The sequence below is a fragment of the Allobosea sp. GW821-FHT12C12 genome (assembly GCF_058807355.1).
This window is the reverse complement of the sequence record NZ_JBXAQP010000003.1, coordinates 355,022-369,721: the sequence shown is the minus strand read 5'-3', so window position 1 is coordinate 369,721 and position 14,700 is coordinate 355,022. Positions and strand designations below refer to the sequence as shown.

The window sequence follows — 14,700 nt, the reverse complement described above, 5'->3', positions numbered from 1 at the left end:
CGCCATGGATCGGCTAAGCGCATAGCCGATAGCGAGTTGGTGCATGGCCAGCACCGATTGTCCTTCCTCCTGCCTGCGCCGGGCGGCATGCCGTCTTGGCTATGCGGCCTGGCCGACAACGACAAGACGACCGGGGACCACGGACCATGTTCAAGCTTTGGCTTGCCCTGGCGACCATCGGAGGCATGATCGCCTCCGTCTGGCTGGCCTGGACCTTCTGCCGGCAGCTCATGCCGCTGACCCGGGCGATCGACCGGCTCGGTGAATGGCTCGGCGTCGTCGCGAGCTGGCTCGTGCTGCTGGCCTGCCTCGTCAGCGCCGGCAACGCCACCATCCGCTATCTGATCTCGAACAGCTCGAACGCCTGGCTCGAGCTGCAATGGTACATGTTCGCCGGCATGGTCCTGCTGGGGGCGGCCTACACGCTGAAGGTCAACGAGCATGTCCGAGTCGACCTGATCTACGGCATGGTCTCGGACCGGACCCGGCACTGGATCGACCTGCTCGGCGGCGCGATCTTCCTGATGCCGATGTGCATCATCATGATCTGGTTCACCTGGCCCTGGTTCGTCCAGTCCTGGGCGATCAACGAATCGTCGAACAATGCCGGCGGCCTGATCCGCTGGCCGGTCAAGCTGCTGCTGCCGGTCGGCTTCGGCCTCATCCTGCTGCAGGGCGTCTCCGAGATGATCAAGCGCGCCGCGGCGCTGCGCGGCTTCCATGTGCACGAATACGCTTACGAGAAGCCGCTGCAATGATCGATCTCATCCGCGACAACCTGGGCCCCATGATGTTCGGGGGCCTGGTGCTCTTTCTGCTGATCGGTTACCCGGCCGCGTTCTCGCTGGCGGCGGTGGGGTTGTTCTTCGGCTTCGTCGCCATCGAGATGGGCGTCATCACCCATAACTACATGGGCAACCTGACCTTCCAGCTCTTCTCGATCATCTCCAACGACCTTCTGCTCTCGATCCCGTTCTTCACCTTCATGGGCGCGGTGCTGGAGCGCTGCGGCCTCGCCGAGGACCTGCTCGATTCGATCGGCCAGCTTTTCGGCAAGGTCCGCGGCGGGCTGTCCTATGCGGTCATCTTCGTCGGCGCGATCCTCGGCGCGATCACCGGCACGGTCGCGGCCTCGGTCATCGCCATGGGCGTGATCTCGCTGCCGGTGATGATGCGCTACGGCTACAACATGCAGCACGCGACCGGCGTGATCGCGGCCTCGGGCACGATCACGCAGCTGATCCCGCCCTCGCTCGTGCTGGTCGTGCTCGCCGACGTGATGGGCAAGTCTGTCGGCGACATGTATGCCGGCGCGATCGGCCCCAGCATCGTGCAGGTCGCGCTGTTCTGCGTCTGGGTCGTGATCCTCTCGATCGTCAGGCCCGAGCAGGTGCCGGCCCTGCCACCGGAGGCGCGCACCCTGCGCGGCTGGCCGCTGGCCTGGAAATGCATCCGCGGCATCGTGCCGTCCGCGGCGCTGATCTTCCTCGTGCTCGGCACCATCTTCATGGGCCTCGCCACGCCGACCGAGGCCGGCGCCATGGGCGCGGTCGGCGCGCTCGTGCTGGCGGCCTGCTACCGCACGCTGACCTGGAAGCTGACCTATCAGGCGATGTCCTCGACGATGCGGATCACGGCCATGGTGACCTTCATCCTGATCGGGGCGCGCGTCTTCAGCCTGGTCTTCCAGGGCGTCGGCGGCGGGCTGTGGATCGAGCACATGCTGACCGGGCTGCCGGGCGGCCAGATCGGCTTCCTGTCGTTCACGATGGTGTTCGTCTTCTTCATCGCCTTCTTCCTCGACTTCTTCGAGATCGCCTTCATCATCATTCCGCTGCTGACCCCGGCCGCGGAAAAACTCGACATCAACCTGATCTGGTTCGGCCTCTTGATCTGCGCCAACATCCAGACCTCGTTCATGCACCCGCCATTCGGCTTCGCGCTGTTCTATCTGCGCGGCATCGCGCCGCCGGAGGTGAAGAGCCGCGACATCTATCTCGGCTCGATCCCGTGGATCGCCCTGCAGCTGATCCTCGTGGCGCTGATGATCGTCTTCCCCGGCATGGTGACCTACTGGCTCGAAAAGCCGGCCAATCTCGACCCGACCGCGATCGAGCGCCAGTTCCAGAGCCTGCCCTCGATGGACAACCTCAACCTGCCGAGCTTCGACCCGCCGAAGAACTGAGGCGGCGAAAGCCGATGCAAGACGGACGATCGCCGCCGCCCCGGCGGCGCTGGCGAATTCGATCGGCTTGCGGTCCTCGGGATGCGGCGTCTCGGGCAGCCTGAGCGCGCTCCAGATCGTCACGGCCGCCCCGAAGGCGGCGAGGCAGCCGAAATCCGGCGCCAGGGTGCGGCCGGAGGCCGGGTCGGTGCGGCGATGTCGGTCATGTCACGCCTTGCGCGGGTCGGCTCCGGCATGCGCGAAGGCAATCGGTGACAGCTCCTGTCGCGCCAACCTGGGCGCGGCGAAAGCGCCGGGCGCCCGGCCTTGCCGCGGTGCGGTATGCGCTGGGTGGGCGGCGACCTACCCCTGCGCCGCCTTCTGCTCGGCCATCAGCGCGTCGTCGATGACGCTGGCCTTCTTCGCCGCCGGGCGGCCGGTCATGCGGCCGATATAGTCCTCGAAGCCGGGACGCTTCTCGATCGTGCCGAACTGCGCGCCCCAGGAGAGCTGCGAGCCGAGATAGACGTCGGCCGCGCTGAAACGCTCGCCGAGCAGATAGGGCCCGGCCTTCAGCGCCTCCTGCAGGGTGTCCAGCACGGTCTCGTAGGCGCCGTAGCCGACGAAGCCTTCCTTGTCCTGGGGGACCTCGACCCCGAGCGCGCGGTTGGTGGTCGCGGCCTCGACCGGCCCGGCTCCGAAGAACAGCCAGCGGTAATACGCGCCGCGCTCGGCCGAGCCCGGCGCGGGAGCGAGGCCGGCATCCGGAAAGGCGTCGGCGAGATAGGCGCAGATCGCGGCGCATTCGGTCACCACCGCCGTGCCGTGCCGCAGCGCCGGCACCTTGCCCATCGGGTTGATCGCGGTGTAGTCGCGCCCCTTCATCGGCGGGCCGAAGCCGAGGATCTCGGCCCGGTAGGGCTGGCCGACCTCCTCCAGCATCCAGCGCGCGATCCGCCCGCGCGACATCGGGTTGGTGTAGAGCACGAGCTCCTGCGTCATCGTCCGTCTCCTCCGGTTTGCCGAAGCGTGGCCCGCCGATGTGGCGCAGGCAAGACGGCAGTGCCGCCCGCCATCGCGGAGGCGGGCCCCGCGCCCGGACGCGCGATGGCAGGACCGGCACGCACGGAAAACCTCGCCGGCTCTCGCCGCGAGGGTTTCCGGTAGTCCAGTGCGTATCCAAGGGGGATGCGCGGGGTCCGGACGGCGCCGCGGTCGACGGCCGCGTGCCGATGTCGAAGTCGAGCCGATAAGTCGAGCAGCGCCATCCGCCGCCGCCCGAACCCCGCGCGCGGTTCTCTTTCGGGTTCGTCGTCAGTGGGAGTCCGGCGAGGACACGGGCCTGCCTGTTTCGGCCCGTCTGGCGAACGACACCTCCCTGGCCTCGACCCGCAACGGCCGCGACCATGGACACCGCTACCCCGCCCGGCCGCACGATGCCTCGCGACAGCCCCCTTGGTCGGGCGGAGCAGGAGACTTGTCGCACAGGTCTTTGGGGGCGGGGATTAAGGGGTCTTGCCACGGGGATTTCACCGCCGCCTCTATCCCTTCTCCCGGATGGGAGAAGGTGGCACGGAGGGCCGGATGAGGGCCTGCCGGTTCAGCAAGAAGGCGCAACGGCTCCGTTTCGCCTCGACAACCGGCGGCGGTCCCTCACCCCTGCCCCTCTCCCACCCGGGAGAGGGGTTCTTCCAGCGCCCTTCGCGACCGGCCGCTCAGCTCTGGCCGGGGATCATCTTCATGGCGTTGCCGAGATGGGTGGCGCAGGCCTTCATGTCGTCCTTGGCCATCATGTCGGTGGCCAGGGTCATTTCCTTCATGGCGGCCGCCTTCTTGGTCGCGTCCGTCATCTTGGCGGTTTCGGCGTTCATCTTGGCGAGTTCGGCGGCGCTGCAGGTCGTCGGCGGCATCGGCGTGGTGTTTGGCGCCGCCGGCGCGGTCTGCGCCTGGGCCATTGAGCCGGCCAATGCGAAGCCGAACGCGGCGAGGCTCATGGTGGTTCTGGACATCGTTTCTCTCCCTGATTGGGGCCGGACGGCCCTTTTGCGGGAAACAGGGGGAGGGGGTGATTGTTCCGGTGGGTTTGGCGGGGTGGAGAGGGGTCTTTGCACGGCTTCGGCGGAGTGGGCCCAAGTTAAGCATACAACCGAGGCGGAAGTCGATCCTGTCGAAGACTGGTCCGGTTTGGCCGGGTGAGACGCCTCTTTTCCTTCTCCCGGATGGGAGAAGGTGGTCCGGAGGGCCGGATGAGGGCCCGCCGTTTTAGTTTAAGGGCGCAACGGCTCCGTCTCGCTTTACCAACCAGCGGCGGTCCCTCACCCCTGCCCCTCTCCCATCCGGGAGAGGGGTTCTTCCAGCGCTCTACCTTCCTGCCGCCGCATGGCGGATGGTGGCAAGAACCTCGTCCCGGTCATCAAGCACCTGAGCATTCGTGAATCGCAGGACGACGAAACCATGCCGCTCGATCTCGGCGGTGCGGGCGGCATCATAGTCGCGCTCCCAGCCAGTTCTTCAATAGAGGGCCGATTTTTTTGGAATATCGTTCCGACGATTCCTGCGGTCAGCTTCTACTTCTCTATCATTCCGCCATCCCTACCTAGCAAAGACAGGTATACTGCCGTATAGTCATGTCAGTGTATGGCAGGATCGGCGAGCGCGCTACTTCCTTCCCCTCCTCCCCGCCCCAACCGGCCGCGCCTCCACCCTCGGCCCCATCTCATCCAGCGTCGGCTTCTTCGGCCGCGCACGCGTCATCGGCTTACCCTCGCCGCCGCCGAAATTGTGCGGGCCCATGTCGGCGTCGGTTGGCTTCCGCGCCCGCGTCGGCAGGTTCGCGCTCGCGCCATAGGCCCGCTCGCCCTTGTATTTCCCCGCCGACGCCTCGACGTCGCCCTGCCTTGCCAGCGGGTCGTCGGAGATCGCCAGCTCCGTCGCCTGCAGGCGCTTGATCTCGTCGCGCAGGCGCGCGGCGGTCTCGAATTCGAGGTCGGCCGCCGCCTCGCGCATGCGCTTCTCCAGATCGGCCAGCGCCGCCTTGAAATTGTGCCCGGCCGCCGGCGTGGCGAGGCCGGCGTCGACCGTGACGTGGTCGCGCTCGTAGACCGAGCCGAGGATGTCGCCGATGGCGCGCTTGATCGTCTGCGGCGTGATGCCGTGCTCTTCGTTGTAGGCGAGCTGTTTTTCGCGGCGGCGGCTGGTCTCGGCCAGCGCCCGCTCCATCGAGCCGGTAATGTGGTCGGCATAGAGGATGACCTTGCCGTCGACGTTGCGCGCGGCGCGGCCGATGGTCTGGATCAGCGAGGTCTCGGAGCGCAGGAAGCCTTCCTTGTCTGCGTCGAGAATGGCGACGAAGCCGCATTCGGGGATGTCGAGGCCCTCGCGCAGCAGGTTGATGCCGACCAGAACATCAAACGCTCCTAATCTGAGGTCGCGCAGGATCTCGATGCGCTCGATCGTGTCGATGTCGGAGTGCATGTAGCGCACCCGCGTGCCGTTCTCATGGAGATATTCGGTCAGGTCCTCGGCCATGCGCTTGGTCAGCACGGTGACCAGCGTGCGGTAGCCCTTGGCCGTGACCTCCCTGATCTCGTCGAGCAGGTCGGCGACCTGGTGCTTGGCGGGGCGGATCTCGACCGGCGGGTCGATCAGCCCGGTCGGGCGGATGACCTGCTCGGTGAAGACGCCGCCGGTGCGCTCCATCTCCCAGGAGCCGGGCGTCGCCGAGACATGCACCGATTGCGGGCGCATCGCGTCCCATTCCTCGAAGCGCAGCGGCCGGTTGTCCATGCAGGAGGGCAGGCGGAAGCCGTATTCGGCGAGCGTCGCCTTGCGGCGGAAGTCGCCGCGATACATGCCGCCGATCTGCGGCACGGTGACATGGCTCTCGTCGGTGAAGACCAGCGCGTTGTCGGGCAGGTATTCGAACAGGGTCGGCGGCGGCTCGCCCGGCTTGCGGCCGGTGAGATAGCGCGAATAGTTCTCGATGCCGTTGCAGGAGCCGGTAGCCTCGATCATCTCGATGTCGAAGGTGCAGCGCTGGTCGAGCCGCTGCGCCTCGAGATAGCGGCCCATGCGGTTGAGCTCGTCGAGGCGGCCGCGCAGCTCCTCCTTGATCGACTTCACCGCCTGGGTCAGCGTCGGGCGCGGCGTGGTGTAGTGCGAATTGCCGTAGACCTTGACGAACTCCAGGTCGGCGGTCTTCTGGCCGGTGAGCGGATCGAACTCGGCGATGCCCTCGACCTCGTCGCCGAACAGGCCGATGCGCCAGGCGCGGTCCTCGTAGTGGGCCGGGAACAGTTCGATGACGTCGCCCCGCACCCTGAAGGAGCCGCGGGTAAAATCGTGCTGGGTGCGCTTGTATTGCAGCGCCACCAGATCGGCGATGAGCTGGCGCTGCGAGATTGTCTCGCCGAGCTTGATGCCGAAGGTCATCGCCGTATAGGTCTCGACCGAGCCGATGCCGTAGATGCAGGAGACCGAGGCGACGATGATGACGTCGTCGCGCTCCAAGAGCGAGCGCGTCGCGGAGTGGCGCATCCGGTCGATCTGCTCGTTGATCGAGGATTCCTTCTCGATATAGGTGTCCGAGCGCGGCACATAGGCCTCGGGCTGGTAGTAGTCGTAATAGCTGACGAAATACTCGACCGCGTTGTCGGGGAAGAAGCTCTTGAACTCGCCATAGAGCTGCGCGGCCAGCGTCTTGTTCGGGGCGAGGATCAGCGCCGGGCGCTGCGTGCGTTCGATCACCTGCGCCATGGTGAAGGTCTTGCCCGAGCCGGTGACGCCGAGCAGGACCTGGTCGCGCTCCTGCCGGCGCACCCCGTCGACGAGATCGGCGATCGCGGCGGGCTGGTCGCCGGCCGGCTCGAACTCCGAGTTCATCCGGAAGCGGATGCCGCCCTCCGACTTGTCCGGGCGCGCCGGCCGATGCGGCGTCCAGGCCTTGCCCGGGTCGATGAACGGGCTGCCGGTTTCCAGCAGCGCCTGCAGCGACTGCGCGGTGAGGCTCGCGGCGGTCTCGCCCTCGATGCCGTCGAAGGCGGAATCGGCCTTCTTGCCGACCTTCCGCTTCGGCGCGGCGTCGCCGGGGCGGGTCTCGCCCTCGTAGCCGGCCTGGGGCGTGTCCTTGAAGCCGGTCGCGCCGCCGGGCACCGCATTGCCGCGATTGATCGCCGGGTTGAGCAGGTCGGCGAGATAGCCCTCCAGCGGCTTCAGCTCCGGCCTGGTCGCCTTGGAGTTCGGCGTCCGGGCGGAAGCCGGCTTCTTCGGGGGCTTGGCCTTCGGAGGGCTGGCTTTGGCGGCGTCCGGGAGCTTTGGCATGGCCGCAATATGGGGCGGAACGCCGGCCCGCGCGAGAGGGCAGGGCGCATGGCGGGAGTGAGTGGTGACAGGAGGTGGCAGGATACTCGCGGCAGGCCGGCGCCTCGATCGGCCGGGCGGCCTTGCTGCCGAGACGCGCTGGATGCAGGATCCACCGGCAGGATCATGGCGACGAAGCGGTGGAAGACCGGGCGAGTCCGCTTGACGCACGGCTTGCCGCGGGCGCGGCTCGTGATAGCCTGTCGCGTCATGGAGATCGCGGCAATGAGCAATCGGCTCTCGATCTTGCCGTTCCTGCTCGGCGCGACGCTTTTCGGCGTGTCGGAAGCACGCTCGACGGAACTGCTCGGCAGGTTCGGGTATACGGGCGAATGGGCCATCGCCGCGACGATCTCGCCGAACCGGGCTGGTTTGTTTCGGTCCCAAGAGTTCGCGGGCCCGCTTCGCATGAAGCACATGGCGACCTGCATGCCGACCGAGGTCAACGAAAAAACGGGAAGCATCGTGATCAGCCAGGCGATCTCCGGCGCCAGGTTCTCGGCGAGAATGACCCTGGACGGCAAAGAATGCCGCTTTTCCGGCGTTCTCGCCGAGGACCAGATGTCGTTCATCAACTGCCCGGGCGTGACAAGCGTGCCATTGCGGCTTTGGGTCAAGTAGCTCGACCGGCCGGAGTCCGGCCGGCGGCATCCCGGCCGACACGCCGGCCGTTCTCTCACCCGGCGCCGCCGCCACGAGCAGCGCCGCTTCGCTTGCTGCCCGGCGAAGGGATGGGCAGGCGTCCTGACACGCGCCGATGTCTTATTTCCGCGCTTTCTCGACCTCGCGCTTGACCATCTCGTAGAGCGGTCGCGGGCCGAATTCGGTGAGGGGCTGGCCGTTCACGAAGAAGGTCGGCGTCCGCGTCACCTCCAGCGCCTTCACGTCCGCGGCATCCTTGTCCAGAATTTCCTGGATTTCCGGCCGAGCCACGTCGCGCTTGGCGAGTTCGATGTCGAGGCCCGCCTCCCGCGCCCGCGCCCAAGCCTTTTCGAGATCGGGCTTGGCGTCATCCGCCCATTCCGGCTGGAACTCCAGCAGCGCCACGAGGACGGCCTCGAACTTGCCCTGAAGGCGCGATGCCTCGAGGATTCTGACGGCCTGATCGGAACTCTCGTGAAATGCCGCATACCGGATGACGAGCCGTGCGTCGTTGGGGAAGAGCCCGAGGATCTGCTTGAGCGGCGGATAGAAGGCGCGGCAGGCCTCGCAGGACGGATCGAAGAACTCGACGATCGTGACGGGCGCGTTCGCGGGGCCGATGATCGGCGAATGGTCGCGGATCAAGGCCTCGGCGCGCGAGGCCGCGATGGCGCGGGCCCGTTTGGCCTGCTCGTTCTGATGGAAGACGGTCGCGCCGGAAAAGACCGCCAGCGCGAAGACGCCGGTCAGGACGACAAGGGTTCTGCGGTTCATGACGCGGCCTTTGGTCTGGAAGCGAGAAGGGCGATCGCGATCGCGGCGAAGGCAGCGACGGACAGGTAGGGCAATGGCAGCATGCCCAGGATCGTCATGTCGGCGCTGGCGCAGGATGGCCCCTGCGAGCAGGGCTGGATGCCTTCGGGGATGAAGCCGGCATAGAGCAGGCTGTGGAACCCGGCGATCGCCATGCCGATGGCGGCCAGGGGCAGCCCATAGAGCCAGGCGCCCGCGTCGCCCCGGAAGCTCGCCACCGCGAGCAGGACCGCGAGCGGGAACATGAAGGCGCGCTGATGCCAGCACAGGCTGCAGGGAGCCTGGCCGACCACTTCGCCGATGAAGAGCGCGCCGAGGCTCGCCGCGAGCGCGACGATCCAGGCGATGAAGAGATAGAGCCAGCGGTCGTTTCCGCTGGCGGCGCTGTCGCTGCCGGTCATGTGGGAAGCATGCCTTTCATCCGATTGTTGCGAGGAAGGGGAAGGTTTGGAGAAGCCAGAAGGCCATCGTCGTGATCTGGCCGGACATCATGGCGAGACCCATCGCGATCATGACGACCCCGGCCACGATCTGCAGGGCGCGCCCCGCGCCGCGCAGGCGGCGAAGTCTCGCCGTCATGCCGTCGGCGAACAGCGCCGTCAGCAGGAAGGGGATCGCGAGGCCGAGCGAATAGACGCTCAGCAGCGCGACGCCGCCCGAAGCCGAGGTCGAGGTCGCGCTGACCGTCAGGATGGCGCCGAGAACGGGGCCTATGCAGGGCGTCCAGCCGAAGGCGAAGGCGAGGCCCATCAGATAGGCGCCCACCGGCCGGCCACCGGCGATCGGCGTCTGGACCCGGAGCTCGCGCTCCATCCAGGACAGACGCACGAGCCCCGTCGCAAAAACGCCGAAGATGAGGACGATCGCGCCGCCGACGATGCCGGCTTCGTAGCGATAGACGAGGAGGAGGTGGCTCAGCGCGCCCGCGCCCGCGCCGAGCAGCACGAAGACCGTCGAGAAGCCGAGCACGAACCAGGCGCTCATCACGACGGCTTTCAGCCGCGACGAGGATCGGGAGGGCGGATCGACGGCCGCGGCCGAGCCGCCGGCGATATACGAGACGTAGCCCGGGACGAGCGGCAGGACGCAGGGCGACAGGAACGAGACCGCGCCGGCCGCGAGCGCCGCCCAGATGCCGATGTTGGCGATCTCCATCAGCGGGCCTGCCTTCCAGGACGATCGGCGAGGAGCGCGGCGATCTCGTCCGTCATGGACTTCTGGTCCCATGCCTCGACGCCATGCCAGCGCTCCTCTTCGGAGCCGCCGGGGCCGGGCAGGATCGTGGCGGGCAGGCCCGAGATCGCCGGCCGGCCAACCGACGCGCCCGCCGGATCGGGAAAGGCCGGCAGGTCCTTGACGTTCAACTGCTTCAGGAGCGGCTCTACCACCTCGGCGCCGTCGCGGTCGACGGAGAGCGCGACCACGACATAGCCGACGGCGACCGCCAGCGTCGCCATGGCGACCGCCGACAGCACGGGCCGTCTGGATCTGAGCGCTGGTCCGATCAATTTCGGGCCTCGAAAACAGGATGTCGTGTCGCCCAGGCCCCGGCATTGCGAGCGTCCGCGCTCACGCCCGGGGTCGGCGGGTATGGAATGGAAGGCCTGCGCGCTATGCCGCCGCAGGCCGCCTGAAGGCTCGCCCTTCAGCTCCGGCTTGGTGGACCCGTGGCCTGTGGCGGCCCGTGCGGACTGGACGAAGCCGACGCGTCGACGCGCTGCGCGAAGATCGTCGTGGCCGGTTCGGCGCGTCCCGGGATCGGCGAGGCCGGCGCAGGAGGAGTCAGCGGCGCGAGCGCGACAGATTTCGCCCAGACGCAGCAGGCATTGACGCCCTCGACATGGGGCGTCCGATCACGCTTCGAATCCGGCGTGGCGCCGCATATCTCGACGCGAGAGGTTTCTCCGGCGTCGAACCTGGCGGCGAGATGGGTGCTGCCGGCAAGCGCGCTCGCCATCAACTGGAACGTCAGCACGAGACCGCAGGCGGCAGCCAGAAGGCCGCGCCCCGGATCCCGCGAGGTTACGATCGTCGTCATGACCGGAGAATAGCCCGGGCGGTCAGGCGCGAGCAATCGCGCCGCCGCCGCCTCTCGTTCTGTTGACCTGTCCTGCTGGCGGCCGCGGGGATCATCGCGTCGTTTCCCCGGACTTGGCGATACGCTCGTCGATTTCCGCCACCGTCGCCGGCTGGTCCCACTCCCGCGCCCCCGGCCAGCGGGCGATTTCGCGGCCGGCCGGATCGATGAGCAGGGTCGTGGGCAGTCCGGTGATCTTCAGGGCCGGCATGCTCCTGGCCTCGCGGTCGAGATAGATGGCCAGGCGGGTCAGGCCCGTGCGCCGGAAGAACGGCTGCACGACATCCAGCCCCTGCCGGTCGATCGACAGCGCAACCACCTCGAAGCCGCTGTCGCCCTTCATCGCCTGCAGCCGGTCGAGCGACGGCATCTCCTTGACGCAGGGCGGGCACCAGGTCGCCCAGACGTTGAGCAGGATAAAGCGGCCGCGAAACGCCTCGGCCGGCAGCTGGCGTCCGTCGGCGGTCTCGATCGTCAGCCCGGCCAGGACCGGATCTGCCGGCTGTCCTCGTCGCGTCGCGATGAGAAGGCCGGACGCCGCCGCGATCGCGATCGCCGCCAGCGTCGCGGCGACGAACGCCCTGCGCCCAAGAGGGCTCATCGGAGCACCATGCGCACCTTCTCCAGCGCGGAAGCCTCCTCCTCGTGGTAGTCGATCATCGTGCGGAAGCGGCCGTCGGCCTTCATCAGATAGACCGAGGCCGTGTGGTCCATGGTGTAGCCGTTCTCGGTCGGGACCTTCTTCGCATAGGCCATGTAGGCGGCGAGCGCCGCATCGATCTGCTCGCGCGAGCCGGTCAGGCCGACCACCCGCGGATCGAAGGACTTGAGGTAGAGCGCGAGCTGTTCCGGCGTGTCGCGCTCTGGGTCGACCGTGATGAGCAGAACCTGCAGGCGATCCGCGGCGGCGCCGATCTTTCCGATCAGGTCGGCCATCCGCACCAACGTTGTCGGGCAGACATCGGGGCAGTTCGTGAAGCCGAAGAAGACCGCCATCGGCCTGCCGCGAAAGTCGGCGTCGGTGACCGTCTTGCCGGTGTGGTCGACCAGCGTGAAGGCGCCGCCGATGGCCGGCGCGCCCTGCGCGGAGGCGCCGTCGGCCGTCGAACGATCAGGACCCCCGACCTGCCACCACCCCAGCAGGATGGCGGCCCCGACGATTGCGACGAGAACGACGCCGGCCCAGGCGCCGTAACGGATCAGTTTGAGGACGGGCATGAGGCGCCTCAGTGCCCGGCATGGCCGCTCGCGGCCGGCTGCGACGCGCCGACGCCCTGCACCTGCAGTTCGACCTCGACCTCGCCGGCGCGCTCGAAGACCAGCTTGGCCTTGACCTTATCGCCCTGCTTGAGCGGCGCCTTGAGATCGACGAGCATCAGATGCAGGGCGCTCGGCTTGAACTCCACCGTCTGGCCGGGCGGAACGTCGACGCCGCCCGTTCTCTGGCGCATCCGCATGATGCCGTCCGTGAGGGTGCTTTCGTGGATTTCGACCCGAGCCGCCGCCTCGGTCGAGCCGCCGACCAGACGGTCGGGCTCCGTGCCGGTATTCTCGATGCTGAGAAATCCGCCGCCCATTTTCGCCGAGGGCGGCGTCGCCCTGGCCCAGGGATGGCCGATCTTGAGCGGCCCTACGGCATAGTCCTGGGCGCGGACAGGGTTGGCGGCATGGACCGCCAGAGACAGGACGACGCCGGCGGCGCCAGTTGCGAAACGCTTCATGGATGGATCCTCGAAAAGGTGATGGAGCCGGCGAGGCCGGCGCTCGGGTCACGCTTCGAGGCGGGGCGGCGCGCGCGACCCCTGCGCGGTCGCAACGCGAAACAGGATCGCCGTCGGAACCACCTGCCCGAACGGGATGGGGTCGCTGGCGCCGGCGAGATAGGGGATGGCGGTCGCCGGCGATGCCGGGGGAGCGACCGGGTCGAGGACGGCCGAAACGCCCCAGGCGCAACAGGGGGACCGCGCGGCCGCGTGGTTCGGGCTCTGGTCCGGCACGGCTCCGCCGGGAGCCTGCGCTCCCGAGCAAAGGGCCTGCGTCAGGCCGGACTCGCCGACCGACATGGCGAGGCGGGAGCCGGCGGCGGCGCTCGCGAACAGGCCTTGCAGCAGCAGGACATGGGCCACCGTCAGGGCAAGCAGCGCCCGCAGGAAGACGGTTCTGGTCGGTTTCGCTGTCACGGGCCTTGGCATAGCGGGGCGCGGCGGGCTCCGCAATGCGACATGGCGGATCAGGATCAACCCGTGGCGAGGTCGAACAGCAGCTTCATGTTCAGCGCGATGATGGTCGCGGCGATCAGTGTGGCGGTGACGGTCAGCCATTTCGGCGCGACCAGCTCGCCCATCTTGCTCCTCGATGCGGTGAACATGACGAGCGGCACGATCGCGAAAGGCAGTTGCAGGCCGAGAATGACCTGGCTGAGAATCAGCAGCTTGCCGGTCTCGCTGGCCCCATAGAGCCAGGTCACCAGGATCGCGGGGATGATGGCGACCAGGCGCGTGACGAGCCGCCTGACCCAGGCCGGCAGCTTGATGTCGAGGAAGCCCTCCATGACGACCTGGCCGGCCATGGTCGCGGTTACCGTGGAGTTCAGTCCGCAGCAGAGCAGCGCGACGGCGAAGAGCGTCGGCGCGATCGACAGGCCGAGCAGCGGCGCCAGCAGTTCATGGGCTCGCGCCAGTTCGGAGACCGTCGTCTGGCCGGTCTTGTTGAAAGTCGCCGCCGCCAGGATCAGGATCGAGGCGTTGACCACGAGCGCGAACATCAGTGCGACGGTGGAGTCGAGCGTCGCCCATTTCAGCGCGTCGCGCTTCTCGGGCACGCTCTCGCCGAAGGCCCGCGTCTGCACGATGCCCGAGTGGAGATAGAGATTATGGGGCATCACGGTCGCGCCGATGATGCCGAGCGCGAGATAGAGCATCTGCGGATTCGTGACGATCTGCGTCGTCGGCGCGAAGCCCCGGATCACCTGGCCCCAATCGGGGTCCGCCAGCGCGATCTGGATGCCGAAGCTGAGCACGATCACGCCGAGAAGCGTGATGATGAACGCCTCGATCCAGCGGAAGCCCTTGTTCTGCAGCCACAGGATGACGAAGACGTCGAGGGCCGTGACGACGACGCCGATCTCGAGAGGCATGCCGAAGAGCAGGTTGAGCGCGATCGCGGTGCCGATCACCTCGGCGAGGTCGGTGGCGCAGATCGCGATTTCCGCCATCAGCCAGAGCGGCCATGACACGGCGCGGGGATAGGCGTCGCGGCAGGCCTGGGCGAGATCGCGGCCCGAGCCGATGGCGAGCCGGGCGCAGAGCGCCTGCAGGGTGATCGCCATGATGTTGGAGAGAAGCGCGACGAAGAGCAGCGTATAGCCGAACTGCGCCCCGCCGGCGAGCGAGGTCGCCCAGTTGCCTGGGTCCATGTAGCCGACGGCGACGAGATAGCCCGGGCCGAAGAAGGCGAGGAACTTGCGCCACGGCGTCGCGCCGGGCGCGACCGGGATGGTGCGGAAGACGTCGAGCAGGGACGGTTCGCCGCGCGCCTTGCGCCAGCCGGTTTCGGCGGCATCGACCTTGTTGAGCATCTCGGTCCTATAATTGCAATTAATTCGCAAGAGCATTTATCGGCATTGTCCCGGCCTTGTCAATCTCGG

At 67.7% G+C, this 14,700-nt stretch carries 16 protein-coding genes and 1 pseudogene; 3 read left to right on the top strand and 14 right to left on the bottom strand.

Translation table 11 applies throughout. The features are described 5' to 3' along the window. Nucleotides 1-185 precede the first annotated feature (185 nt). Complete coding sequence (locus AC1RRW_RS06615) at nucleotides 186-758, top strand: TRAP transporter small permease subunit (protein WP_492899851.1); 573 nt, start codon at nucleotides 186-188, stop codon at nucleotides 756-758. Then, on the top strand, nucleotides 755-2,185 hold the full coding sequence (locus AC1RRW_RS06610; RefSeq protein ID WP_492899818.1) for a TRAP transporter large permease: 1,431 nt from the start codon (nucleotides 755-757) through the stop codon (nucleotides 2,183-2,185). Before AC1RRW_RS06615 ends, AC1RRW_RS06610 begins: the two co-directional genes overlap by 4 nt. 342 nt (nucleotides 2,186-2,527) lie before the next feature. Here the strand turns inward: AC1RRW_RS06610 and AC1RRW_RS06605 are convergent, their stop codons facing one another. The 4 genes and pseudogenes from AC1RRW_RS06605 to uvrB all read right to left on the bottom strand — a co-directional run bounded on the left by AC1RRW_RS06605 (nucleotide 2,528) and on the right by uvrB (nucleotide 7,483). Further along, complete coding sequence (locus tag AC1RRW_RS06605; RefSeq protein ID WP_492899817.1) at nucleotides 2,528-3,166, bottom strand: glutathione S-transferase family protein; 639 nt, start codon at nucleotides 3,164-3,166, stop codon at nucleotides 2,528-2,530. A gap of 713 nt (nucleotides 3,167-3,879) precedes the next feature. Further along, nucleotides 3,880-4,173, bottom strand: a complete 294-nt coding sequence (locus AC1RRW_RS06600) for a hypothetical protein (protein ID WP_492899816.1) — start codon at nucleotides 4,171-4,173, stop codon at nucleotides 3,880-3,882. Nucleotides 4,174-4,525: 352 nt separating this feature from the next. Continuing rightward, nucleotides 4,526-4,651 (bottom strand): annotated as a pseudogene (locus AC1RRW_RS06595) (DUF559 domain-containing protein); the annotation flags it as partial. Nucleotides 4,652-4,822: 171 nt separating this feature from the next. Continuing rightward, nucleotides 4,823-7,483 carry an excinuclease ABC subunit UvrB gene (gene uvrB, locus AC1RRW_RS06590; RefSeq protein ID WP_492899815.1) on the bottom strand — a complete coding sequence of 887 codons (2,661 nt, stop codon included), beginning with the start codon at nucleotides 7,481-7,483 and terminating at the stop codon, nucleotides 4,823-4,825. 264 nt (nucleotides 7,484-7,747) lie between these two features. Between uvrB and AC1RRW_RS06585 the strand changes: the two genes are divergently transcribed. After that, entirely contained in the window at nucleotides 7,748-8,143 is a 396-nt protein-coding gene (locus AC1RRW_RS06585) for a hypothetical protein (protein ID WP_492899814.1), read from the top strand. A gap of 141 nt (nucleotides 8,144-8,284) precedes the next feature. Here AC1RRW_RS06585 and AC1RRW_RS06580 read toward each other — a convergent pair whose 3' ends face one another. From AC1RRW_RS06580 to AC1RRW_RS06535, 10 genes are all read right to left on the bottom strand, one after another. Beyond that, entirely contained in the window at nucleotides 8,285-8,938 is a 654-nt protein-coding gene (locus AC1RRW_RS06580; protein WP_492899813.1) for a DsbA family protein, read from the bottom strand. Further along, complete coding sequence (locus AC1RRW_RS06575; RefSeq protein ID WP_492899812.1) at nucleotides 8,935-9,378, bottom strand: disulfide bond formation protein B; 444 nt, start codon at nucleotides 9,376-9,378, stop codon at nucleotides 8,935-8,937. Before AC1RRW_RS06575 ends, AC1RRW_RS06580 begins: the two co-directional genes overlap by 4 nt. Before the next feature lie 16 nt (nucleotides 9,379-9,394). After that, on the bottom strand, nucleotides 9,395-10,132 hold the full coding sequence (locus AC1RRW_RS06570; RefSeq protein WP_492899811.1) for a cytochrome c biogenesis CcdA family protein: 738 nt from the start codon (nucleotides 10,130-10,132) through the stop codon (nucleotides 9,395-9,397). Then, entirely contained in the window at nucleotides 10,132-10,452 is a 321-nt protein-coding gene (locus AC1RRW_RS06565) for a hypothetical protein (RefSeq protein WP_492899809.1), read from the bottom strand. The genes AC1RRW_RS06570 and AC1RRW_RS06565 overlap by 1 nt, the downstream gene beginning before the upstream one ends. Before the next feature lie 170 nt (nucleotides 10,453-10,622). Then, nucleotides 10,623-11,015: a hypothetical protein gene (locus AC1RRW_RS06560; RefSeq protein ID WP_492899808.1), complete on the bottom strand. Its 393-nt coding sequence runs from the start codon at nucleotides 11,013-11,015 to the stop codon at nucleotides 10,623-10,625. Between the two features lie 91 nt (nucleotides 11,016-11,106). Further along, on the bottom strand, nucleotides 11,107-11,655 hold the full coding sequence (locus AC1RRW_RS06555; protein WP_492899807.1) for a TlpA disulfide reductase family protein: 549 nt from the start codon (nucleotides 11,653-11,655) through the stop codon (nucleotides 11,107-11,109). Continuing rightward, nucleotides 11,652-12,272: an SCO family protein gene (locus AC1RRW_RS06550; protein WP_492899805.1), complete on the bottom strand. Its 621-nt coding sequence runs from the start codon at nucleotides 12,270-12,272 to the stop codon at nucleotides 11,652-11,654. Before AC1RRW_RS06550 ends, AC1RRW_RS06555 begins: the two co-directional genes overlap by 4 nt. A gap of 8 nt (nucleotides 12,273-12,280) precedes the next feature. Then, nucleotides 12,281-12,775, bottom strand: a complete 495-nt coding sequence (locus tag AC1RRW_RS06545) for a copper chaperone PCu(A)C (protein ID WP_492899804.1) — start codon at nucleotides 12,773-12,775, stop codon at nucleotides 12,281-12,283. A gap of 48 nt (nucleotides 12,776-12,823) precedes the next feature. After that, a complete protein-coding gene (locus AC1RRW_RS06540) occupies nucleotides 12,824-13,234 on the bottom strand; it encodes a hypothetical protein (protein WP_492899803.1) in 411 nt (136 codons plus the stop codon). A 56-nt stretch (nucleotides 13,235-13,290) separates the two neighbouring features. After that, nucleotides 13,291-14,631 (bottom strand): Nramp family divalent metal transporter, encoded by a 1,341-nt coding sequence (locus tag AC1RRW_RS06535; RefSeq protein WP_492899802.1) that lies wholly within the window; start codon nucleotides 14,629-14,631, stop codon nucleotides 13,291-13,293. Nucleotides 14,632-14,700: the final 69 nt, after the last annotated feature.

What these genes read in the sequence shown, in the direction of transcription:
- AC1RRW_RS06545 (WP_492899804.1), bottom strand. Translation starts at nt 12,775, where the DNA reads ATGAAGCGTTTCGCAACTGGCGCCGCCGGCGTCGTCCTGTCTCTGGCG.
- AC1RRW_RS06610 (WP_492899818.1), top strand. Translation starts at nt 755, where the DNA reads ATGATCGATCTCATCCGCGACAACCTGGGCCCCATGATGTTCGGGGGC.
- AC1RRW_RS06560 (WP_492899808.1), bottom strand. Translation starts at nt 11,015, where the DNA reads ATGACGACGATCGTAACCTCGCGGGATCCGGGGCGCGGCCTTCTGGCT.
- AC1RRW_RS06605 (WP_492899817.1), bottom strand. Translation starts at nt 3,166, where the DNA reads ATGACGCAGGAGCTCGTGCTCTACACCAACCCGATGTCGCGCGGGCGG.
- AC1RRW_RS06585 (WP_492899814.1), top strand. Translation starts at nt 7,748, where the DNA reads ATGAGCAATCGGCTCTCGATCTTGCCGTTCCTGCTCGGCGCGACGCTT.
- AC1RRW_RS06600 (WP_492899816.1), bottom strand. Translation starts at nt 4,173, where the DNA reads ATGTCCAGAACCACCATGAGCCTCGCCGCGTTCGGCTTCGCATTGGCC.
- uvrB (WP_492899815.1), bottom strand. Translation starts at nt 7,483, where the DNA reads ATGCCAAAGCTCCCGGACGCCGCCAAAGCCAGCCCTCCGAAGGCCAAG.
- AC1RRW_RS06570 (WP_492899811.1), bottom strand. Translation starts at nt 10,132, where the DNA reads ATGGAGATCGCCAACATCGGCATCTGGGCGGCGCTCGCGGCCGGCGCG.
- AC1RRW_RS06580 (WP_492899813.1), bottom strand. Translation starts at nt 8,938, where the DNA reads ATGAACCGCAGAACCCTTGTCGTCCTGACCGGCGTCTTCGCGCTGGCG.
- AC1RRW_RS06555 (WP_492899807.1), bottom strand. Translation starts at nt 11,655, where the DNA reads ATGAGCCCTCTTGGGCGCAGGGCGTTCGTCGCCGCGACGCTGGCGGCG.
- AC1RRW_RS06575 (WP_492899812.1), bottom strand. Translation starts at nt 9,378, where the DNA reads ATGACCGGCAGCGACAGCGCCGCCAGCGGAAACGACCGCTGGCTCTAT.
- AC1RRW_RS06535 (WP_492899802.1), bottom strand. Translation starts at nt 14,631, where the DNA reads ATGCTCAACAAGGTCGATGCCGCCGAAACCGGCTGGCGCAAGGCGCGC.
- AC1RRW_RS06615 (WP_492899851.1), top strand. Translation starts at nt 186, where the DNA reads ATGATCGCCTCCGTCTGGCTGGCCTGGACCTTCTGCCGGCAGCTCATG.
- AC1RRW_RS06550 (WP_492899805.1), bottom strand. Translation starts at nt 12,272, where the DNA reads ATGCCCGTCCTCAAACTGATCCGTTACGGCGCCTGGGCCGGCGTCGTT.